This window comes from Paenibacillus xylaniclasticus, from assembly GCF_004001065.1.
GTDB lineage: Bacteria > Bacillota > Bacilli > Paenibacillales > Paenibacillaceae > Paenibacillus_T > Paenibacillus_T xylaniclasticus.
Window position 1 is genome coordinate 82810 of record NZ_BIML01000006.1, and the last position, 17908, is coordinate 100717.

Consider the following 17908-nt stretch of genomic DNA (forward strand, 5'->3'; position numbering starts at 1 on the left):
CTTAAATAGATAGTGATCGGATCTCTTCTGTATACTTCCGTATCGACACATCCTTCGTCAGGTTAGCAACCAAATAAGCTCTAGCACGCTCACTCATCTGAACCAAAGCCTCCGAATCCTTCATCTCCAGAAATTGAGCGATAAGCTGCTCCACTTCTTTGTAATTGCCAGGCTCCGTAACATAACCCGAATTCGTCTCTTCAATAATTAAGCGTGCCTCGGAGCCCCGCTCCAGCACGCCTAATATCGGTTTGCCCGCTGCCATAATCCCGTACAGCTTGCTAGGCACAGATACACCCTTGATGCCTTTAGCATTAATACACCAATGAACATCGCCAGCATTCAGGCTGTAAACTAAGTCAGCCTTGTCTTGATACGGTATGAAGATGACATTGGACAGCCCGTGCTCCTGCTTATATTGAACGAGCTTCTCGCGAATCGTACCATCCCCTACGAACGCAAACGCAGCATCGTCCCGGTCTTTGAACTTAGCGATGACAGGCATCAAGTTCTCCAGATCATAATAGAGACCAAGATTCCCTGAGTACATGAAGACAAACTTGTTATCCAATCCATATTTCTGTCTAAACTCGGCCACCCTGCTGTGATCGCTTGGCAGTGGATAAATTTCGTTCTCATCGATCCAGTTATTAATGAATACATGCCTCGGCACCTTCTTACCTTTGAACCGTCTCTGCAGCGTATCCATCATATCCCGACCGACGACGATCACTTTATCGGCTCGCTTGCAGCTGAATTTGTCCACACTCAGCATAGCGTTTAGTACCGGCTTGTTCCGGCTGTAGCCAACGGCAATCGTCTGCTCCGGGTTAAAATCTTGAATGTTGTAAATGTACTGCGCTCGTTTCACCCATTTGCCCCAAACACCAAGCAAACCTCCCAGTATGGGAGGCTGTGAAATAGAATAAACGAAATTGGCAGGTCCTGCTTTGAAGGTTGCGATGATGGCTCCTAGGAAGTAAGCGATAATATTGCGAATGCGGCTCAGCTTATTACGCTTAGAAAACTCCGGTACGCGAATTCGGATAACTCGGACACCGTTAATTTCTTCCGTATAAAATCTTCTCGTCTTATACTCAGGCGCAATCTTGCCCGAATAAGATGGAACAACACATATGACCGTTACATCGAACGATTGCAGCATGCCCTCGGCGAGCTCTTTCAGGATCTGGCCGGTTGAGGCAACGTCCGGATGATAATAATGAGCATAAATCAGTACCCTGCTCTTGGCGGCAGCACGATTCATCTCCATATTGAAGGCTTCACCTCTCATCTGCTCTGCTTATTGCACAGTAGAGACTCGGCTCAATTCTCCTCTTACCTTGTCCAAATCGCTGTCTACCATCATTTCTATCAGCTGCTTGAAGCCAACCTCCAGCTTCCAGCCGAGCTTCTCTTTCGCTTTGGAGCAATCGCCAAGCAGCAAATCGACCTCTGCCGGGCGTACGAATTCCGGGTCGATGACGACATAATCGCGATAATCGAGTCCGACATAGCCAAATGCCACCTCCAGCAGCTCCGTTACCGAATGGGTTTCGCCCGTTGCAATGACATAATCGTCCGGCTCGTCCTGCTGAAGCATGAGCCACATCGCTTTAACATAATCACCGGCGAATCCCCAATCGCGCAGAGCATCCAGATTGCCCATCCGCAGCTCTTGCTGCAGACCGAGCTTAATTCGCGCGACGCCATCTGTTACTTTGCGCGTAACGAATTCTAGACCGCGGCGCGGCGATTCGTGATTGAATAGGATGCCGGAGCAGGCGAACATGTTGTAGCTCTCCCGGTAGTTCATCGTAATGTAATGGCCGAATACCTTCGCTACGCCATATGGACTGCGCGGATAGAACGGCGTCGTCTCCTTCTGCGGCGTTTCGACAACTTTACCGAACATTTCACTGCTGGACGCTTGATAAAATTTAGCCGTCGGCTTCACAATGCGTACCGCTTCCAGCATGTTCGTGACGGCCAGCGCCGTCATCTGCGCCGTCGTGATCGGCTGCGGCCATGAGGCGGCTACGAACGACTGCGCTGCCAGGTTATATACCTCGTCAGGATCAGAGGCACGAACCGCCTCAATCAGCGAAGCCAAATCCGTCAAATCTCCCGACAACCATTTGATTCGATGCTTAATATGCTCTACATTCTCGAAGTTCGGCGTGCTCGTTCTGCGGCGCAGCCCGTATACTTCGTACCCTTTGTCAAGCAAAAATTCCGCCAAGTAGGAGCCGTCTTGTCCGGTTACTCCCGTAATTAATGCACGTTTCATCCCAATGTCTCCTCCTGAAATCTAGATCTTAACCTCTAGTCCATTGCAGTATTGTTCATAGACCGAACGAATGCCGTCCTCCAGCTTCACGGAGGCTTTCCAGCCAAGCGATTGAATCTTCGTCACATCGACCAGCTTTCTCGGCGTGCCATCAGGTATCGAGGGATTAAACCGCAGCTTGCCGTTATAGCCGACAATACGTTGTATCAGTTCCGCTAATTCCTTGATTGATATATCCTCACCAACGCCAACATTAATAATCTCGCTATCCTCATAGTTGTTCATCAGGAACAAGCAGGCATCAGCGAGATCGTCCGAATGAAGAAACTCGCGGCGCGGCGTTCCAGTACCCCATATTTCCACTTCCGGAGCATCGGAGAGCTTCGCTTCATGAATTTTGCGAATAAGCGCAGGCAGCACATGAGACGTATTCAGATCAAAATTATCATTCGGGCCATACATGTTCGTCGGCATAGCCGATATGAATCGGGTTCCGTACTGACGATTGTATGATTGGCACATCGTAATTCCCGCAATCTTGGCAATCGCATATGGAGCGTTCGTCGGCTCCAGCTCTCCCGTCAGCAAATATTCCTCCTTAAGCGGCTGCGGAGCGAACTTGGGATAAATACACGTCGATCCGAGGAACAGCAATTTGCGCACCTGATATTCATGTGCCGCATCAATGACATTGGTCTCGATTAAGAGATTGTCGCGAATAAAATCTGCAGGATATTCGTTATTCGCCCGAATGCCTCCAACCTTAGCCGCTGCAAGAAATACGTATTCAATCTCTTGCTCCCGGAACAGCTGGAACACCGCGTCCCGGCCTCTCAAATCGAGCTCCTGACTCGTTCTCGTCACCAGGTTCGTATAACCCCTTTGCTGCAAGGCTCTCAGAATCGCTGAACCGACTAACCCGCGATGTCCGGCAACATAAATTTTGGAGTGAAGCTCCATATTTTCACCTCAAATAAGCGTTAGTAAGCATTTTTCGAACCAAAGATAAGCAGTATCGTCCGAAGCATAATTTTAAAATCCAACCAAATGCTGCGCTCCTTTATATAGCGCAGATCGAGCTCTACCATTTGGTCAAAGCTCAGTTGGCTTCTGCCGCTGACCTGCCACAAGCCGGTGCAGCCCGGAATGACGCTCAATCGTTTCTTATCGTGAGCTGAATATTCTTTTACTTCTCTTGGCAAAGGTGGACGTGGTCCGACGAGACTCATATCGCCTTTGAGCACATTGACCAGCTGCGGAAGCTCATCGATGCTTGTTTTGCGAATACACCTGCCGATTCGCGTCACTCGCGGATCATGCTTCATTTTGAACATATGGCCCTCGACCTCGTTCTGGCTCAGTAAGGTCTCGAGCAATTCTTCTGCATTCGATACCATCGACCTAAATTTGTACATCCGAAAAGGGATTCCATTTTTTCCCACTCGCTTCTGATGGAAAAAGACCGGGCCGCGAGGGTCCTCCAGCTTGATCAGAATCGCGACTCCAATAAACAGGGGCAGCAGGACAAAGATGCCGACTGCAGCCCCAACAATGTCGATCGTTCTCTTCATGATCAGATAAGCTCGAATCCTTTTATCCTGTTCCAGTGCATGCGCTGAGTAGTAGGCGTTGCTCTCCAATGCGACCTCGACATCATTCCCTTGCGGAGTCATTATGTTCGTGCCCCTTTCCTACCGATCAAGAATAAATTTGTTCGCTTGTTCACGTTGAACAATTTCATCCAATACCGTAAGTAATGGCGACCGCAGCTCTTTATTCTGAAGCGCAAATTCAAGCACCGTCGTAATAAATCCTAGCTTCTCCCCGACATCGTAACGTTTGCCGTCGAATTCAAATGCATAGACACCTTCATCCTCATTCAGCTTCTGAATCGCATCGGTAAGCTGAATTTCACCTCCAGCGCCAAGCTCATGGCGATCTAGAAATTCGAATATACGCGGCGTCAGGACGTATCTTCCCATAATGGCCAGATTAGACGGTGCACTGCCAAGTGCAGGCTTCTCCACAAACCTTCTGACTTGCACAAGCTTACCTTCCGTATCGATTGGATCTACAATGCCGTAACGATCTGTCTGCTCAATCGACACGGCCTGCACCCCAATAACCGATTTCTCTGTCTGTTCGTATTGATCGATTAGCTGGCGGGTGCACGGCACTTCGCTTTGCACAATGTCATCTCCCAGCAGGACAGCGAATGGAAACAATGCTTACGAATCCAGTCATTACATTGGACATTCGCGACATTCTATCCCAACTCGGAATTGAAGAATCCAAATGGCATGACTTTAACGAGCAGTCGAAACAGAAAGAGAAACAACCAGAGGAAGAAGAGGCCTCTTCATTAGAAGACGACAACAACTAAATTAATTCATCATTTACTTCTGCACTCATACATGCAGCAGCCTGATGACCGTATGAATAAAGACGGAGACGAACCGCTAAGGCTCTCTTCGTCTCTTCGCCTACATGTAAGCATAACAAAAAAGGGTATCCCTAAGCCATAATCATGGCTTTGGGGATACCCTTTTGCTTATTCATCCAACCGGATATGCAATCTATGAGTTACGGCTATACGCGAGCCAACTCGCGCTTGTTCGCCTCGAACGCTTCCAGCAGCGCTTCCTCGCCTTTAAAGCCTTTGTTCTCGGCTTTGCGGATTTGCTCCAGCATCTTCTTGTAATCCTTCGGAATGACCTTCACGAACTTCGTAAGCGCGTTATCCCAATCGTTAAGCACACGCTGTCCAGGCACACTGCCCGTCAGCTTGACATGGCGTTCGATCATGCCGCGAAGCTCCTCTTGATCCTCTGCTTCCTCTACCGGCTCTAGAAGCACCATCTCGAGGTTGCAATTTCTATAAAATTCGTGATGCTCGTCAAGCACGTAAGCGATACCGCCGGACATACCAGCCGCGAAGTTGCGTCCCGTGCTGCCGAGGACAACGACGCGTCCGCCTGTCATATATTCGCAGCCGTGGTCGCCTACACCCTCCACGACGACGTTGACGCCCGAGTTACGGACCGCAAACCGTTCGCCGGCAATGCCACGGATATAAGCTTCACCGCTCGTAGCTCCGTAGAATGCCGTGTTGCCGATAATAACATTGTTCTCTGCTTCGAACGTAGCTTTCAGCGACGGCGCTACGATAATTTTACCGCCGGACAGCCCTTTGCCGACATAGTCGTTCGAATCGCCTTCGATCGAGAGTGTAATCCCCTTCGGTACGAACGCTCCGAAGCTTTGTCCTGCCGTTCCAACGAAATGGAATTTAATCGTGTCCTCAGGCAGTCCCTTCGCGCCATAACGCGCTGTAACCTCGCTGCCGAGAATCGTGCCGACAACGCGGTTCGTATTCAAGATTGGGAACGTACCGCTGACTGGCGTGCCGTTCTCCAGCGCAGGCATTGCCGCCGGAATAAGCTGCTGCATATCGAGCGACAGCTCCAGTCCATGGTTCTGCTCCTGTACGTTATAACGTGCGGAGCCTTCAGGCAGCTCCATCTGATACAGCAGCGACGATAGATCGATGCCTTTGGCTTTATAATGGTCAACCAGCTGCTTCGATTCCAGAACGTCAACGCGGCCGATCATTTCATTAATCGTACGGAAGCCAAGCTCCGCCATAATTTCGCGCAGCTCTTGCGCAATGAAGCGCAAGTAGTTCACGACATGGCTAGGGTCGCCCATAAACTTCTTGCGAAGCTCAGGGTTTTGCGTCGCGACGCCGACCGGGCACGTATCAAGCTGACATACACGCATCATAACGCAGCCGAGAACGACCAGCGGAGCCGTCGAGAAGCCATACTCTTCCGCGCCGAGCAGCGCAGCGATTGCGACGTCGCGTCCATTCATCATCTTGCCGTCCGTCTCGAGAATGGTGCGGTCGCGCAGGTTGTTCATAATGAGCGTCTGGTGCGTCTCTGCAAGACCGAGCTCCCAAGGCAGACCCGCGTGGCGGATCGAGTTAATCGGCGAAGCGCCGGTACCGCCATCGTAGCCGCTGACCATAATGACGTCCGCACGGCCCTTGGCAACACCTGCCGCGATCGTGCCAACGCCAACCTCGGATACGAGCTTCACGTTAATTCGAGCGCGAGGGTTCGCATTCTTCAAATCGTGAATGAGCTCAGCCAAATCTTCGATCGAATAAATATCATGGTGAGGAGGAGGCGAGATCAGACCGACGCCCGGCGTCGAGCCGCGCACTTCCGCAACCCAAGGATAAACTTTAAGGCCTGGCAGCTGGCCGCCTTCGCCTGGCTTCGCGCCTTGAGCCATTTTAATTTGAATTTCGTCCGCATTGACCAAATATTCGCTCGTAACACCGAAGCGGCCCGACGCAACCTGTTTGATCGCGCTGCGGCGTGAATCACCGTTCGCATCCGGAATATAGCGCGCCGGATCCTCGCCGCCCTCTCCCGTATTCGACTTGCCGCCGAGACGGTTCATTGCGATCGCAAGGCTCTCGTGCGCTTCCTTACTGATGGAGCCGAACGACATTGCGCCCGTCTTAAACCGCTTGACGATCGATTCTACCGACTCTACCTCTTCAATCGGAACTGGCGTAAGGCCCTTCTTGAATGACAACAGCGAACGAAGCGTCAGATGCTTCTTATTCTCGCCTTGAACAAGCTCAGAGAACTTCTTGTACAGCTTATAGTCGTTCTTGCGAGCAGCCATTTGCAGCGTATGAATCGTCTGTGGCGTATAGAGATGGTCCTCACCGTCTTTGCGCCATTGGTATTCGCCGCCGGAATCGAGCTCTGGCTCGGCGCCCTCTTGCTTCGAGAATGCGCGCTTATGCGCTTTAAGTGTCTCCTCAGCAATAACATCAAGGCCGATACCGCCAATACGAGATTCCGTCCACGTAAAGTATTGATCGATCAGTTCTTTCTTCAGGCCGACCGCTTCGAAAATTTGTGCGCCGCGGTACGACTGAATAGTCGAGATCCCCATCTTCGACAATACTTTCACGACGCCCTTGGTAGCCGCTTTAATATAGTTCTTAACCGCCTTCTCCTGCTTCACGCCACGCAGCATGCCTTCGCGGATCATATCGTCAAGCGTCTCGAACACGAGGTACGGGTTCACCGCGCTCACGCCGTAGCCGAGCAGCAGCGCGTAATGATGCACTTCGCGCGGCTCGCCGGACTCGAGCAGAATGCTCGCGCGCGTTCTCGTACCTTCACGGATCAAATGGTGATGCAGCGCCGATACGGCCAGCAATGCCGGAATCGCCGCGTTGTCCTTGTCGATGCCACGGTCGGACAGAATGAGAATATTATGCCCTTTGGCGATGACGCGGTCAGCCGCTTCGCACATGAGCTGCAGCGCTTCGCGCAGCCCTTCTTCACCCTTCGCCGCTTCGAAGAAGATTGGAATCGTAATCGCCTTGAAGCCTGGACGGCGGATATGGCGCAGCTTCGCAAACTCTTCATTACTCAGGATCGGCGTATCCAGCGTTACGTGGCGTGCGCTCTCCGGCTCTGGATTGAGCAGGTTGCGTTCCGTTCCGATCGTTGTAACAGTCGATGTGACAAGTTCCTCGCGGATCGCGTCAATTGGCGGGTTCGTTACTTGCGCGAACAGCTGCTTGAAGTAGTTGTACAGACGCTGCGGACGTTCCGACAGAACGGCCAGCGGCGCGTCATAGCCCATTGAGCCGATTGGCTCTTGGCCTGTTTTGGCCATAGGTTCGAGCACTTTACGAATATCTTCGAAAGTATAACCGAACGCCTGCTGACGCTGCTGAACCGTCTCGTGATCCGGGTCCGGCAGCTCCGGTGCTACAGGCAGATCGTCCAAGCTAATGAGATGCTCGTTCAGCCATTGGCGGTACGGCTTCTCGCTTGCGATCGCAGCTTTTACTTCCTCGTCAGACAGAATACGTCCCGCCTTCGTATCGACGATGAGCATACGGCCTGGGCGCAGACGATCCTTGTACACGATCTCCTCTGCCGGAATTTGAACCGCTCCCGCCTCCGAGCCGAGAATAATATGGTCGTCCTTCGTTACGTAATAACGGGCAGGGCGCAGACCGTTACGGTCAAGCGTAGCGCCGATCATGGTGCCATCCGTGAACGCCATGGCAGCCGGTCCATCCCATGGTTCCATGAGGCACGCATGGTATTCGTAGAATGCTTTCTTCTCATCGCTCATTGACTCATGGTTCGTCCATGGCTCCGGTACCATCATCATCATCGCGTGCGGCAGCGAGCGACCCGACAAGTACATAAATTCCAGCACGTTATCGAACATCGCCGTATCCGAGCCGTCTGGATTAATAATCGGTTTGATTTTGTCCAGATCATCTCCGAACAGCTCCGTTGCGAACAATGACTGACGCGCATGCATCCAGTTTACGTTGCCGCGCAGCGTATTAATCTCACCGTTATGAATCATATAATGGAAAGGATGTGCACGTTCCCAGCTCGGGAACGTATTCGTGCTGAAACGCGAGTGGACGAGAGCCATCGCCGTAACGACCGCTTCATTGGTCAACTCCATGTAGAAGGAACGGACTTGCTCTGTCGTGAGCATCCCTTTATATACAATCTTCTTCGTCGACAAGCTCGAGAAGTAGAATTTATCCGCACCTTCACCGCCGCCGTAACGAATTGCCTGCTCGGCACGCTTCCGAATCACATACAGTTTGCGTTCAAAAGCAAGGTCATCGCTCAGTGCAGCATTACGACCAATGAACACTTGACGGACGTAAGGCTTCACCTTAAGCGCCGATTGGCCAAGCTTGCTGTCATTCGTCGGAACCGTGCGCCAGCCGATTAACGTCTGACCTTCCTCACGAATAATCGCCTCCAGCTTCTTCTCCTGCTCCGCACGAATACCGTCTTCTAGCGGGAGGAACAGCATGCCGACAGCATATTCGCCTTCTTGAGGGAGCTCAATTCCTTGGCTCTTCATCTCCTGCTGGAAGAAGTCATGAGGGATTTGGAGCATAATGCCTGCGCCGTCCCCTGTGTTCGGCTCGCTTCCTTGACCGCCGCGGTGCTCCATATTCTCCAGCAGCGTTAGCGCCTGGCGAATGATGTTGTGTGACTTACGGCCTTTAATGTTGGCAACAAAGCCCATACCGCACGCATCTTTCTCATATTGCGGACTATAAAGACCTTGCTTCGGCGGCAAGCCCATGATGTTCTCGTTCATCGCAACGCACCCTCTCTAATTTAGAAGATAATTTATATTGGTTTGTCGGCATGTCGGATTGAGACATTAAGCACTTCAATTCCGGTTGGTTATATCATAGAATGGAAATAATCCGCGAACATTTTTTCCATCTTGGATTTTGCAACTTCCGACGATTTGTCGAATCCGACGATTATTTAATTATTTTAGCATTGAAGCAAATTAGACGCAATTTATTTATTTTAATAGCCCTGATAAACGTTTTTTGACTTTAAATCCGAACATTAATATAAGTCAAACCATTTTTGTTCGTGTTTTATAGTATAAATTTTTTAACATTCTACGGAGGAGTGAAAAGTTTTGTACAAAAAGTACATGGAAAAAACTCGTTATTCTGCATTATCCGTTCTGCTCGCTGCAGCGCTTTCGGGGACCGTAATTCCGGCCGCGATTGCTGCACCTGCCCAATCGGTCCCCTACGCGGCATCGAATTCTGCTGTATTAGCCTCTCAGGCAGCAGTAATCGAAGATTATCATATCGTTAGTGTAGGCGACTCATTGACCGCTGGCTACACGCAAGACCTGGAATTAGAGGCGAATCCTGTACCTTACGGCTATGTCGAGCGTGTCTATGAGCAAGCGTTATTCCATGGCAAGAGAACCTCTGTATCGAATTACGGCATTCTCGGATTAACGACCGAAGGACTCTTGCATTATATTGAAGCCGCACAGCAAGGCTCGGCCATCGCACCCGCTGACTTGCCATACGGTACGACCAAAGATCCGCGGATTGAGCAGTTCGCCGCCGCTTCTCCGCAGCTGCGCGCCGATCTTGCAGCGGCTGACCTCGTCACCGTCACGATCGGATCGAACGATTTTCTGACTGTATTCAATCAATTAGTCAAAGGCGAGGGCTACCAGGTCGTAGAGGATATGCTTCCGGTGTACGAGCAGCAGCTGGAAGCCTCGCTTCGAGCTATTATCGCGATCAATCCGCAGGCCGAAATCGTCGTCGCAGATCTGTATAACCCCGTGCCGAACTACAAGCTGATTATAAGCGAGGACAACTATAAGAAGCTGTCGAACATTAGCACTGCCATCCGAGGCAAAATTGATGCCGTTACCGCCCGATTGAATGGTGAGGGCTATAACGTGCAAATTGCAGATGTAGGTCAAAAATTTATCGGTAACGAGCTCTCATATACGACTATTGCCTCCGGCGACTTCCACCCGAACAAGCAAGGCTATGAAGCGATGGCCCAATCGTTCGCACAGGCGGTATGGGGCGACTATCGCGTCCCGGCTGAGCGCCAAGCTAACGTTCCGATCTCTGTCGTCGTTGCAGGCAAGGAGCTCGTAACAGCGAATAAGCCGGTAATCAAAAAAAATAAAACGTATGTGCCAATGAGAGACATTACCGATGCGTTGGGTGCCGAGCTGAAATGGAACAATGCTACGCAGACGGCAACCGTGACGGCAGGCAGCAAAGTCGTCTCGTTCACCATAGGCTCCAAGACGATGACCGTAAACGGCAAAGCCGTTCCGATCGACACGCCTGCATACTTGCAGAAAGTAGGCAAGGAGAGTAAAACCTATCTTCCGCTCGCAGCACTGTCTGACGGACTTGGATACCAAGTCGTGTATCGCGGTACGATTAAAACGGCCTTCATTAATAAATAATGCGAAAGCGCCCAGACGGTTCCTTATGGAACGTCTGGGCGCTCTTTATTATACCGTCGCAGCAGTTGACGTCGAAGCGTCCGTGCCGCCGGAAGTATCTTTAGGCTGCCGCTTATGCATCAAGATGAACAATATGAGCGACAATACCACGAACACGGCGGCAAAGATGGCTAGCGTGCCCATGCTGCTGCGGACAACACCGAAGTCGCCGCTCGAGATAACCGCTTTGAAGCCGGACACGGCATAGGTCATCGGCATCCATTCGCCGACCTGTTGCAGCCATGCCGGTACAAGCTCCTTCGGATACGTGCCGGAGCTGCCTGTCAGCTGCAGAATGAGAAGGATAATCCCGATGAATCGGCCTGGCTGATCGAGCATCGTCACGAAGAACTGAATAATCATCATGAACGTCAAGCTGGTTACAATCGACAAAGTGATGAACAGCCCGACGCTTTGCACTTCAAGTCCGATACCATAGAGCAGAATAGCGTCTGCGATGAGCGTCTGGAAGACGCCCACCAGCACGAACAGCAGCGCTTTGCTAATGAACCAGCTTCCGCCTCCGCGCGGGCGTCCTGCACTGCCTCGCATCGGCAGCACGATCGTTGAAAGCAATGCCCCAACGAACAGGCCGAGCGATAAGCTGTACGGAGCAAAGCCTGTGCCGTAGTTCGGCACCGTCGACAGCTTCTTCTCGCTTACTTCAACCGGCGCTGCGAACATATTGGCCTGCCGCTCCTTATCGCCGGACACGCTTGATTCAAGCGAAGCCTCGCCCAGCTTGTCGGCAAGCTCTGCTGAGCCGCTGGCCAGCTGGTCAACACCGTCCACCAGCTCTACCGAGCCATCAGCGAGCTGCCCCGAGCCGCTGGCGATCTCAGCCGCGCCGGCATTCGCCGAAGCCGCTCCTTCGGCAGCCTGCTTCGCACCGGCCGCCAGCGTCTTCGCGGCGTCGCTAAGCTTGGCGCCACCGGCTGCCGCGTCTTCGAGCTTCGTCTCGAAGGCAGTCAATCCTTGCAGCAGATCAAGCTGCCCCTGCTGCAGCGCGCTTGCGCCGCTTGCCAGCTGACCGCCGCCGGCGGCGAGCTGATCTGCACCTGCGGCCACTGCCTTAGCCGCAGCAACAAGCTGCAGCAGCACTTCATCCGGCGCTGCTGCTTGGGCTTCGCTGGCGGCGTCCTCGAAAGCCGTGTCGTCCGATGCTTCTGCTGATGCTGCAGCAGCCGCCGCATTCGCATATGCCTCCAGCCCCGCCGCCAGCTTCGCAGACGCTTCGGCCAGCTTCGCCTCGGCCTCCTGCGCCGTCTTCGCTCCCGACGCCAGCTGTGCACCGGCATCGCTCGCCTGCTTAGCGCCCGCGCTAAGCTTGCCGGACGCCTCGCTTAATTGCTTCAGCCCGTCCGCAAGGTCGGACGCGCCAGACGACAATGCGGTTGCTCCGTCTGCCACTTTCGCCGTACCGTCCGCAAGCTGCTTCACGCCGCTTCTCAGCCCAATCGTTCCATCGGCGAGCTTCGCCAGATTACTCTGCAGCGTCGCCGCTCCATCCTTCGCTTTAGCCGCGCCGTCATACAGCTTGCTAGCGCCATCGCTCGCGTCAGAGAAGCCGTCCGCAATCTCGCCAAGCTGCTCAAGCATCGTCTCGGCATACGCCTTCGTCACTTCCTTCGACAACGAAGCCTTCAGCTCTTGTACAGCCGAGCTGCCGATCTTCGCTGCCGTAAAGCTAAGACTCTCGTTCGTCACATACACGAGGCTTGACGGATTCGGTTCATCATCAAGCAGCGTTGTCGCCTGCTTCGAGAAGTCAGCCGGAATTTCGAGCGCAAGATAGTAACGCCCGTCCTTCAGCCCATTCTCCGCCTCGTCCTGGCTCACAAAAGCCCATTTAAATTGATCATTATCCTTTAAGTTCTCGATTAGATCATTACCGAGCGCCAGCTGCTTGCCGTCCAGCACCGCTCCCTGATCGTCGTTGACGACCGCCACCGGCAGATCGCCCGTTCGGCCGTATGGGTCCCAGAACGACCAGATCAGCATACCGCTGTACATGATCGGTATAAACAAAATCCCGATCACCGATATTAGCACCTTTCGGTCACGAACGATGCTAAGCAGCTCCTGCCCGAACAATCTTACCCCTTGCATCCAGATCCTCTCCTCCATTTCCTCCCAACAAAATACTTACAAACTGACTAAATTATTCAATTGGTCAATTTGTTTCAAAATTAAACCTCTTACAAGGTGGACCGTCAAACTATTGGCCATTAATTGCAGAGGTATTCCATCATAAGCATGGTAAGCTTCTTAGCTTATGCTCATGCTCTATTGTCCTTCATCGCCGTAATGTTCGCAAGTGGATCCGCCGCCGTCAGCCTTAAGCTTCAGCAGGGCACAGGCCGTAACGAAAAAGCGACGTGAACTGCTCCTCGATCTCTTCCCGGCTCAGTGGCTTATGCTGCGTGCTCCAGTCGACGGAAAGCGTCAAGTACATCCGAATCATCATGAACGCCAACAACTTCGGATCCATCTGACGGATTTCCCCCTTCTTCTGCGCGCGCTGAACTTCACGTTCGATGAATAAGAGCACTGCATTCTCCTGCTCCTGCATCGCTTCACGCACCGTCTGTGTCCCCAGCTCGCGCAGCTCCTGGCTCAGCTTAACGACAAGCTCATGCGTCTCCCGAAACTGAAGCACACCATGCAGAGCATCGGTCAAATTGTCGAAGAAGGAGCGTGAATCATCCAGCCGCTCCACGACGACGGCTTTCATCTCCAGCAGCAGCTGGCGCATAATTTCACCGAACAACTCCTCCTTCGTCGCGAAGAACGTATAGATGGTCCCTTTCCCGACGCCGGCCAGCTTCGACACCATATCCATGGTCGTCGCTTTGTAACCGAACATCGTAAGCGACTTTCTTGCCGCCTCCACGATGAGCGCCCTTCGGTCCACCGCCTTCCGTTCCGCCATTCGAATCTATGCTCCTTTCATTCCGAATTTTATGTCGTTATCTTATTATTGACTAAAATTCTATTTCGGTCAATTGGTCATTTGATAGTAATAGAGAATCTTGAAACTTCCATTCACATTCTCGTATATTTAATAAATAATCGATCTTTCATTCGCGAAGGGGGATGTAAATGGGTCACAATAACGAAATACTATGCAAAAGAACAATTGAATCCTCAAACTTCGTATTGCCTGCTTTTGTCGGGACGGGAATCGGCGCATTATTAGGATTAGTCGCCTATGTAAAAGATTGGATATAATTCTTTCTAACAGCATTAAATTATGGATTATCCTCGCACTCGCACATTATTTACTGCAGAGAGTGCCAAAGTTTCAATCATCTTCGCAGACCATTATCAGAGGCTGCATAACATGCAGAATTTGATAATGGTCCACCCCATAATCGTCCTATACCGTTAAATGTATGAATTGCTCGCGGATCGTTCACTCCGACTCCTAAAGCCGATGCTACAAGCGATAATCCTGCTTCACAATCGCAAGCGTCTCAAGCCCGCGCTCCGCCCAGCGGCGCAGACGGTCGAGTGCCTCAGCCTCCTCTTCCAGCGCACGCACGAGCGATTCCTTATAGTCGGGTATCGTACCGACATAGGGCTCCAAATCAGTATAAGTGACCAATGCCTTCTCGTTAAAGCTTAACGCCCTGCGCTCATGAAATACCGGCACATCCGGATTGTAAGGGTAGTGAAGATTGCCCTGCTGGGGATGCTTCAGAACCGCTAGCACCTGAACGACTGCGCGCGGACCTCCGGTTTCTACAACTTTACCTGCATACTCCCCCGTTCTATATATCATTTTGACCATTTGATCAAGCTGTGGTAAATTTTCACTCGAATAATGCATAGCTTTTACCCCCTTCTTGTAACGACCGCCACCAAAACATATTTTTACCTATTACTAAACCTAAAAAATAGATTAAATTATTCCGTCGTATTAATGCAACCGTGAATTGTGATCTTGTGTTTATATGCAGATACAGCGTAATATGGTAGTGAGACAATTGCCGCGTGCTGCGCGGCTTCATTAATGATGCGGTTAGAAAAGTAGGTGCGTCCAATGCGTAAGAAAAGAGTGCTTCTGCTCTCCGAAGGGTTCGGCTCCGGACATACCCAAGCCGCCTACGCGCTCGCCGTCGGCATTCGGCTTTCGTCGTCGGACATTCAGACGCGCGTCATCGAACTGGGCAATTTCTTGAACCCAGTCGTCGGTCCATTAATCGTATCGGCATATCGAAAGACGGTCAGCAAGCAACCGAAACTAGTCGGGCTCATGTATAGAAGCAATTATCATAAATCGCTTAACCGTTTTACCCAATTGGCGCTGCATCGTGTTTTTTATACCCGTACCGTTCAAGTTATTGATCAGTTGAAACCAGATATAATCGTATGCACGCACCCTATACCGAATGCTGTCGTCGCCCGAATTAAGCGGCTGAGCCAAGACGACGTGAAGCTTTGCACCGTCATTACCGATTATGATGCCCATGGTTCATGGGTCAGTCAAGAAGTTAATCATTATCTCGTCTCCACTCCGCTCGTCAAGCAGAAGCTGATCGACCGCGGAGTCGAGGAAAGCCGAATTGAAGTAACCGGAATCCCCGTTCATCCAAGCTTCTGGCAGACGAATGAACGTAGCGAGGTGCTGACTCATTTCGGGCTGAAGGACATGCCTACCGTTCTTGTCATGGGCGGTGGCTGGGGCCTGATGGACGAAGAGGATTTGTTCAACTACATGACCGAATGGCGAAACAAGGTGCAAATTATTATTTGTGCCGGCAGCAACGAGAAGATGAAAGAGAAGCTGCTCCAGAACGAACGCTTCGTTCACCCGAACATCCATATTCTCGGCTTCACCCGTGAGGTGAACAAGCTAATGGATGTTGCCGACCTGCTTGTGACCAAGCCCGGCGGAATGACCTGTACGGAAGGTCTATGCAAAGCCTTGCCGATGCTGTTCTACAAGCCGATCCCCGGACAAGAAGAGGAGAACTGCGAATACTTTGTTCAGAACGGCTTCGGCGAAATGCTTCATCACACCGAGACAATTGACCGCTGGTTTAATCGAATTCAAGATAGAGGTTCTTTCTTCGAGTTCAGAGAAAAGCTTCTTAAGAAACGTAATGAGCAATATGATCCGCGACAATGTACGGATGCCGTCCTGCACTTTATGCAGTGACGGTTTTTTTGCTAAATCCCCCTAACGACTCGCCGATTCGTGGAATATTCGGAAGGAATGGCGGGTATAGTTAGCCCATAGAGCAGGAGGGAAGGGATCTGTACAATGGAAGGCAAAAGAAGCATGGACGGCAAAACGATCATACTGCGGCTCGAGATCGATATGCGCCATGCCGGATTCAGCGCGGCCGCAGCCGCTCTAGAATCAGCTGGCGGCGATATGATTGCGATCGACGTCATTCAGACGAACCGCGAGCGGTCGGTGCGCGACTTGACGGTGAAGGTGTCTGAAACGTCCAGCATCGAGAAAATTTCAGCGGCGCTAACGGCAATTCCTGGCATTCGGGTCGTCAATATATCCGATCGTACATTTCTGCTGCATCTGGGCGGCAAAATTACGATTCAGCCGAAGACACCGATTCAGAACCGTGACGACTTGTCGCGCGTCTACACGCCAGAGGTAGCGCGCGTCTGTCAAGCGATCCATCAGGACCCATCCAAGGCATTCACGCTTACCGTGAAACGCAACACCGTCGCCGTCATATCCGATGGCAGCGCTGTGCTCGGTCTTGGCAGCATCGGCCCTTATGCAGCAATGCCCGTCATGGAAGGCAAAGCAATGCTGTTCAAGCAATTCGCCGACGTCGATGCGTTCCCGATCTGTCTAGATACGCAGGATACCGAGCAAATTATTGCCACGGTCAAAGCAATTGCTCCTGCTTTTGGCGGCATCAATCTCGAAGACATTTCTGCTCCTCGCTGCTTCGAGATTGAGCACCGGCTGCGCAGCGAACTCGACATTCCCGTGTTTCACGACGATCAGCACGGTACGGCCGTCGTTCTCTATGCAGGCTTGCTTAATGCATTGAAGTTGACAGGGCGCACCTTAGCCGAATCACGCATTGTCGTATGTGGTATCGGAGCGGCAGGTACCGCCTGTACGAAGATGCTTTTGGCCGGCGGCGCGCGCAACATTGTCGGCGTCGACCGTCCCGGCATTCTGACAGCGGACCATACGTATGACAATAAGGTATGGCAGTGGTATGCGAACAATACGAATCCAAGTCGGCTCTCTGGCGGATTAGCCGAGGCGCTGGCCGGGGCGGACGTGTTCATCGGCGTATCAGCAGGCGGCATCGTGACTCGCGACCAGATCGCCTCGATGAAGCCTGATCCGATCGTATTCGCGATGGCGAACCCAGAGCCGGAAATCCGTCCTGAACTAATCGAAGACATCGTCGGCGTCATCGCCACCGGGCGATCTGATTACCCGAACCAGATTAACAACGTGCTCTGCTTTCCTGGTATTTTTCGCGGGGCGCTCGACTGCCGCGCTTCTCTTATTAATGAAGAGATGAAGCTGGCAGTAGCCGAAGCAATCGCCTCCGTCATCCATGATGACGAGCTCAGCCGATTGTATATTATCCCGAGCGTCTTCAACGGCCGAGTCGTCGAGGAAGTCCGTCGGCGAGTTATTGACGCCGCCCACCGTACTGGCGTTGCACGCAGACAGCCTCGGGAATGACCTGAACATCAAGTCGCCCGCTCCCTCCTTGCAATATACGGCTTGCT

At 52.0% G+C, this 17908-nt stretch carries 12 protein-coding genes and 1 pseudogene; 4 read left to right on the plus strand and 9 right to left on the minus strand.

Annotation, left to right across the window (positions count from 1 at the left end):
• Position 1: 1 nt before the first annotated feature.
• From PXY01_RS09565 to PXY01_RS09585, 5 genes and pseudogenes are all read right to left on the minus strand, one after another.
• A complete protein-coding gene (locus PXY01_RS09565) occupies positions 2–1273 on the minus strand; it encodes a glycosyltransferase family 4 protein (RefSeq protein ID WP_246027859.1) in 1272 nt (423 codons plus the stop codon).
• 30 nt (positions 1274–1303) lie between these two features.
• A complete protein-coding gene (gene gmd, locus PXY01_RS09570; protein ID WP_127569625.1) occupies positions 1304–2290 on the minus strand; it encodes a GDP-mannose 4,6-dehydratase in 987 nt (328 codons plus the stop codon).
• 21 nt (positions 2291–2311) lie between these two features.
• The gene (locus PXY01_RS09575; RefSeq protein WP_127569626.1) at positions 2312–3250 is read right to left on the minus strand and encodes a GDP-L-fucose synthase family protein; all 939 of its coding nucleotides are present in this window, start codon (positions 3248–3250) and stop codon (positions 2312–2314) included.
• Between the two features lie 20 nt (positions 3251–3270).
• Positions 3271–3963, minus strand: coding sequence for a sugar transferase (locus tag PXY01_RS09580; protein ID WP_127569627.1), 693 nt, complete (start codon positions 3961–3963; stop codon positions 3271–3273).
• An 18-nt stretch (positions 3964–3981) separates the two neighbouring features.
• A pseudogene (locus PXY01_RS09585) lies at positions 3982–4509 on the minus strand (UTP--glucose-1-phosphate uridylyltransferase); the annotation flags it as partial.
• Here PXY01_RS09585 and PXY01_RS22315 point away from each other — a divergent pair.
• Complete coding sequence (locus PXY01_RS22315; protein WP_164744362.1) at positions 4506–4673, plus strand: hypothetical protein; 168 nt, start codon at positions 4506–4508, stop codon at positions 4671–4673. The pseudogene PXY01_RS09585 and the gene PXY01_RS22315 overlap by 4 nt on opposite strands.
• 206 nt (positions 4674–4879) lie before the next feature.
• On the opposite strand, the gene gltB is transcribed toward PXY01_RS22315, so the two are convergent.
• Positions 4880–9475 (minus strand): glutamate synthase large subunit, encoded by a 4596-nt coding sequence (gene gltB, locus PXY01_RS09590; RefSeq protein ID WP_127569628.1) that lies wholly within the window; start codon positions 9473–9475, stop codon positions 4880–4882.
• Between the two features lie 339 nt (positions 9476–9814).
• Here gltB and PXY01_RS09595 point away from each other — a divergent pair, with 339 nt between their 5' ends.
• Entirely contained in the window at positions 9815–11134 is a 1320-nt protein-coding gene (locus PXY01_RS09595) for a stalk domain-containing protein (RefSeq protein WP_127569629.1), read from the plus strand.
• Positions 11135–11182: 48 nt separating this feature from the next.
• On the opposite strand, the gene PXY01_RS09600 is transcribed toward PXY01_RS09595, so the two are convergent.
• The 3 genes from PXY01_RS09600 to kapB form a co-directional block, all read right to left on the minus strand.
• Entirely contained in the window at positions 11183–13282 is a 2100-nt protein-coding gene (locus PXY01_RS09600; RefSeq protein WP_164744363.1) for a YhgE/Pip domain-containing protein, read from the minus strand.
• A 229-nt stretch (positions 13283–13511) separates the two neighbouring features.
• Complete coding sequence (locus PXY01_RS09605; protein ID WP_127569631.1) at positions 13512–14105, minus strand: TetR/AcrR family transcriptional regulator; 594 nt, start codon at positions 14103–14105, stop codon at positions 13512–13514.
• A gap of 507 nt (positions 14106–14612) precedes the next feature.
• Positions 14613–15005 carry a sporulation phosphorelay system protein KapB gene (gene kapB, locus PXY01_RS09610; protein ID WP_127569632.1) on the minus strand — a complete coding sequence of 131 codons (393 nt, stop codon included), beginning with the start codon at positions 15003–15005 and terminating at the stop codon, positions 14613–14615.
• Positions 15006–15218: 213 nt separating this feature from the next.
• Between kapB and PXY01_RS09615 the strand changes: the two genes are divergently transcribed.
• Positions 15219–16337, plus strand: a complete 1119-nt coding sequence (locus PXY01_RS09615; protein WP_127569633.1) for an MGDG synthase family glycosyltransferase — start codon at positions 15219–15221, stop codon at positions 16335–16337.
• A gap of 105 nt (positions 16338–16442) precedes the next feature.
• Positions 16443–17861 (plus strand): NAD-dependent malic enzyme, encoded by a 1419-nt coding sequence (locus PXY01_RS09620; RefSeq protein ID WP_127569634.1) that lies wholly within the window; start codon positions 16443–16445, stop codon positions 17859–17861.
• The last annotated feature ends 47 nt before the right edge of the window (positions 17862–17908 follow it).